General features: G+C 66.0%; 8 protein-coding genes. 6 read left to right on the top strand and 2 right to left on the bottom strand.

Features of this window, described 5'->3' with window-relative positions:
* Positions 1-41: 41 nt before the first annotated feature.
* The 3 genes from FJM51_RS24060 (at position 42) to FJM51_RS23120 (ending at position 1988) form a co-directional block, all read left to right on the top strand.
* The gene (locus FJM51_RS24060) at positions 42-563 is read left to right on the top strand and encodes a DUF6378 domain-containing protein (protein ID WP_181164736.1); all 522 of its coding nucleotides are present in this window, start codon (positions 42-44) and stop codon (positions 561-563) included.
* Positions 526-876 (top strand): hypothetical protein, encoded by a 351-nt coding sequence (locus tag FJM51_RS23125; RefSeq protein ID WP_140456449.1) that lies wholly within the window; start codon positions 526-528, stop codon positions 874-876. The genes FJM51_RS24060 and FJM51_RS23125 overlap by 38 nt, the downstream gene beginning before the upstream one ends.
* An 80-nt stretch (positions 877-956) precedes the next feature.
* A complete protein-coding gene (locus FJM51_RS23120; RefSeq protein WP_140456448.1) occupies positions 957-1988 on the top strand; it encodes a M10 family metallopeptidase C-terminal domain-containing protein in 1032 nt (343 codons plus the stop codon).
* Positions 1989-2001: 13 nt separating this feature from the next.
* Here FJM51_RS23120 and FJM51_RS23115 read toward each other — a convergent pair whose 3' ends face one another.
* Together FJM51_RS23115 and FJM51_RS23110 are read right to left on the bottom strand one after the other, a co-directional pair.
* Positions 2002-2289, bottom strand: coding sequence for an addiction module antidote protein (locus FJM51_RS23115; RefSeq protein ID WP_140456447.1), 288 nt, complete (start codon positions 2287-2289; stop codon positions 2002-2004).
* Positions 2289-2576, bottom strand: coding sequence for a type II toxin-antitoxin system RelE/ParE family toxin (locus FJM51_RS23110; RefSeq protein WP_140456446.1), 288 nt, complete (start codon positions 2574-2576; stop codon positions 2289-2291). Before FJM51_RS23110 ends, FJM51_RS23115 begins: the two co-directional genes overlap by 1 nt.
* Before the next feature lie 195 nt (positions 2577-2771).
* On the opposite strand from FJM51_RS23110, the gene FJM51_RS23105 reads away from it, so the two are divergent.
* The 3 genes from FJM51_RS23105 (at position 2772) to FJM51_RS24055 (ending at position 3888) form a co-directional block, all read left to right on the top strand.
* The gene (locus tag FJM51_RS23105) at positions 2772-3107 is read left to right on the top strand and encodes a hypothetical protein (protein ID WP_140456445.1); all 336 of its coding nucleotides are present in this window, start codon (positions 2772-2774) and stop codon (positions 3105-3107) included.
* Entirely contained in the window at positions 3104-3622 is a 519-nt protein-coding gene (locus FJM51_RS23100; RefSeq protein ID WP_140456444.1) for a hypothetical protein, read from the top strand. Before FJM51_RS23105 ends, FJM51_RS23100 begins: the two co-directional genes overlap by 4 nt.
* 113 nt (positions 3623-3735) lie before the next feature.
* On the top strand, positions 3736-3888 hold the full coding sequence (locus tag FJM51_RS24055) for a hypothetical protein (RefSeq protein WP_181164735.1): 153 nt from the start codon (positions 3736-3738) through the stop codon (positions 3886-3888).
* Positions 3889-4014 lie beyond the last annotated feature (126 nt).

Here is a 4014-nt window from a genome sequence, read left to right as displayed (position 1 = left end):
CTTCGGGCCCGGCGCCTTTTCCCCGGCCTGAGGAGAGGATGATGGGCAGCACGACACCGACTGACGGCCACCTGCGCGCGGCGCTGCTCGACCGGGCGCGCGACGCGGTGACACGCGACAGGGCCGCGACGCACGGGCGGGCGGAGGACAGTTTCGCCCGCATCGCCGCGCTCTGGTCCGCCGATCTCGGGATCCCGCTCACGGCGGGCGACGTCGCGCGGATGATGGTGCTCTTCAAGGTCGCGCGGGCGAAGGGCAATCCGGGCCACGCGGACAACTGGATCGACATGGCCGGCTACGCGGCGATCGGCGGCGAGCTCGGCGGCGCGGTGGTGCCGCGCACGACTGTCGGCATTACCAACAAGGTCGATTCGCGCGGCTGGCCCTATGTCACGTTCGCCGCCGACGGCTGGGACGGTTGGGTCGAACCGCCGGCGCACCCGCTCGGTCAACAACACGTCCGGCGGGCAGGGGCTGAGTGTGGCCGCGTGCGGCCACGACAACATCCATATCTGGAACAACTACATGGAGAACCCGGCCTCGCCGGGCGGCGTGACCCTTGAGGGGGCGAAGAACTGCGTTGTCGAGGCCAACGTCATGCGTCGGCCGCCGAACACGGGTTCTTTGACGGGATCAGGGAGCACCGACAATCCCGGTATCGCGGTCCTCTCGAACAAGTTCGACAACGTCATCTTCCGGAACAACGTCTGCCCCCGCGCGGGATTGTTCCGGGCCGGGGAGGTGTCTAGCGGCGCCTTGCCCGGCGTCACCCTGACCGGAAACAAGTTCTCGGACAACACCAGCTTCCCGAGCGGGTGGGAAAGCCTCGTCGCTACCGGCTCCGGGCGCAACGTCGGCCAGTGGGCGCCTGCCTGACCCCGCTTGACGGAACCGGGAGGCATGCCGGACAATTACCCTATTGATTCAAGGGGTGGATTGCAGTGGCGACCTCCAATTTGGGCGACGACGACATCGACGGCCCGATCTATGGGACGGGCGGGGATGATGCATTCCTGATCCAGACCGAGGCGACGGATGAAATCTACGTCTACGGGCAGGGCGGAGAGGATGAGATCAGCATCTCCGCCCGGGTCAGCGGGGCGGAACATCTCTATACGTGGGTGGATCGAACCGCCGCGCCGCTTGATGTCTACGCCTATGCCTACGGGACGGCCATTCTGGTGCAAAATGGGCTGGATGAGACCTCAGACCCTGGGAACGGGTTGGGCGGAACAGTCACTTTCCGCGCCGCGAACTTCTCCGGGACAGCGGAGAATTACGTCTATGGATGGTCCGGGGACGACGCCATCGACGTGCGAGCGCATGCCGGCGGGGCTGACTGGTGTGTAGCCGATAACTACATACATGCCGGAGACGGGAACGACCAGATCACCGCCCGGGCGACTATCGAAGATGACCCATACGCCATGGCGACCAACCGCCTGTGGGGCGAGGGCGGCGATGACCGGATCTTCTCGGAGATCCGAGGCGTCCAGACCGAATCCCCATTCCGCTCCGAGGTCTACGGTGGAGAGGGCGAGGACAGGATCAGCGTCAAGGGCGGCGACGGAAACCTGCTCTACGGCAACCAGGGCGACGACAGCCTCTACGGCTCCGACGCTTCGGACCAGCTGATCGGCGGGCAGGGCGCGGACTATCTCAAGGGTGGCGGCGGCGAGGATGCCTTCGTCTTCATGTGGGCGCGCGAGGGTAGGGATGAGCGCGACCAGGTCGCGGACTTCCACATCGGCGAGGACAAGATCGACCTCTCCGAGATCGACGCGAACGTCTTCCGCACCGGCGACCAGGCGTTCCGCTTCTCCGGCCCCGACGACTGGCACGGCAACGGGCGCGTCTGGCTCGAGGACGTGGGCAAGACCACGACGCTGGTGCACGTGGATACCGGGCGCACGGAGATGACCATCGCGCTGCTCGACGGGCGCGACGTGCACGCGGAGGACTACGGGGCGGGGGATTTCATCCTCTGAGATTGGCGGAGGCTCAGGCGGCCTCCGCCTTCACGCTGAACTTGAACCCAAGCGCATGGGTTAGCGCGAGAAGCGTGGAGAGCTTCGGGTCGCCTTCCCCGCTGATAGCGGCGTACAGGGTCGGCCGGCTGATCCCCGCGTCGCGCGCGATCTGGGCGAGACCACGGGCGCGCGCGACGATGCCGAGGGCATGCGCGATATAGGTGGCGTCGCCGCTCTCGAACGCGTCGGAGAGGAGGATCGCCTCCGCCTCGGGCGTGTCGATGTAGGGCGCCGCGTCGAATTGTTCGAGGTGTTCCATCAGACCTCCTCGGCCATCTTTTTGGCCAGCTTGATGTCGCGCTTCTGAGACGACTTGTCGCCGCCACAGAGCAGGATAACCAGCACCTTGCCGCGCTGGACGAAATAGACCCGGTAGCCGGGGCCGTAGTCGATCCGAAGCTCGCCAATGCCGTCGAAGAACTTGGCGTCCCCGAGCAGCCCCGCCTGAACCCGTGCGATCCGGGTGGCGACACGAGCAGCGGCGGCGCGGTCGCGGAGGCCGTCGAGCCAAGTCTTGAAGGTCCGGGTTTGGCGAACGTCGATCATGTGTAAGGTATACGTTACACATGACGCGGCGTCAACGGGGCTGTAAGGTAAAACTTACACAGCCCGGCATTACGGATCAGGATCGTCGCTCTCGACCAAGGGGCGGCTCTCCGAGGCCGCCTTTCTTCATGCGGCGCCGCCGTCTTTCAAGGCCGCGCCGCCGGCGCGGGAAACCCTCCATTCTGGGTTAATCGCATGCCGGAAAATGATGATTTCAACGAGTACCAAAAGGCGATTTCAGATTGGGCATCCCCGTCCGACATTCGGAGGATCACAGGGTGGATCACGAGCGAGAAGGTCATTTTGATCCTCGAGGAATTGCGAAGCCCGGCGGACGTTCTGGAGGCCATCAGGGCGATCAAGGCGCAGGAGCGGAGCCGGGAGCGGTGGAGCGCCTTCCGCGCGATCACGCGGGACTTCGGGAAGTGGCTGCTGATCATCTTCGGCGGGTTCGCGACCATACAGGCCGGCTGGGTGGTGCTGTCGCAAGGCTGGCGTGTCGCGCTCGCTGCTCTCGGTGCTGGACAGTGAGATTCGTCCGCTGGCTGTTCAATTTCGAGATCCACGCGCCGGCCGGGATCGCCGCCATCGCGCTCGCGGCCTTCGCCTTCGCCTGGTCGATCGTGAGTCTCGGACGCTGGGCGATCGACAGCACCCCGCCGTTCTGGGTCATCAATGTGTCATCGGTGCAGGTCCGCAGCTACAGCCTCGCGGTCATCGTCGACCGGGTCGTGAAGCGCGACTTCGAGGGCGACCTGCAGGTCGACGTGCGCCAGATCGCGGTCGCGAATGAACCCGGAGACCCTCGGGAGCGGACCGTCGGCGTCTGCCACGGCAGGCGGATGAACGGCATCTCCTTCAAGGCCGGCCCATATCCGGTGCTCATCGGCGACGGCGGGCCGCGCTCCGGGGAGGTCCGCGACCTGAACTGGTATCTCGGGAACCCGCCGAATCGCTCGTGCGACATTGTCGGCGTCGAGGGCGCCTACCGCGCGGAGTTCACCTACTTCTATCCGTGGCCGCAGTCCGGCTGGTTCAAGGGCTGATCGAGTTCCGTTCCGGTCCCTACGAGAGCAATCCTTTCCTCGCCGTCGCGCCGACCGGCGATTGAGCGCGGGCCGGGCGCCCAGCCGGCCGAACACCTGACATCGGAACCCCCATGAAACGAGTGGTCATCCATTGGACCGCCGGGACGGATCGCGTGTCCGCGCTCGACCGGCAGCACTACCACCGCATCGTCGACGGCGAGGGGAGCATCTTCGCCGGCGTCCATGCGATCGAGGACAACGAGGACACCTCGGATGGCAACTAAGCCGCGCACACCCTGAACTGCAACACCGGCTCTATCGGCGTCGCGCTCTGCGGCATGGTCGGCGCGGTCGAGGCGCCGTTCTCGCCCGGGCTCCACCCGATCAACGAGCTCCAGCTCCGCGCGGCG

Source organism: Amaricoccus solimangrovi (assembly GCF_006385685.1).
Lineage (GTDB): Bacteria > Pseudomonadota > Alphaproteobacteria > Rhodobacterales > Rhodobacteraceae > Amaricoccus > Amaricoccus solimangrovi.
This window is presented reverse-complemented; position numbering and strand designations above follow the sequence as displayed.

What these genes read in the sequence shown, in the direction of transcription:
- FJM51_RS24060 (WP_181164736.1), top strand. Translation starts at nt 42, where the DNA reads ATGGGCAGCACGACACCGACTGACGGCCACCTGCGCGCGGCGCTGCTC.
- FJM51_RS23125 (WP_140456449.1), top strand. Translation starts at nt 526, where the DNA reads ATGGAGAACCCGGCCTCGCCGGGCGGCGTGACCCTTGAGGGGGCGAAG.
- FJM51_RS23115 (WP_140456447.1), bottom strand. Translation starts at nt 2,289, where the DNA reads ATGGAACACCTCGAACAATTCGACGCGGCGCCCTACATCGACACGCCC.
- FJM51_RS23110 (WP_140456446.1), bottom strand. Translation starts at nt 2,576, where the DNA reads ATGATCGACGTTCGCCAAACCCGGACCTTCAAGACTTGGCTCGACGGC.
- FJM51_RS23105 (WP_140456445.1), top strand. Translation starts at nt 2,772, where the DNA reads ATGCCGGAAAATGATGATTTCAACGAGTACCAAAAGGCGATTTCAGAT.
- FJM51_RS24055 (WP_181164735.1), top strand. Translation starts at nt 3,736, where the DNA reads ATGAAACGAGTGGTCATCCATTGGACCGCCGGGACGGATCGCGTGTCC.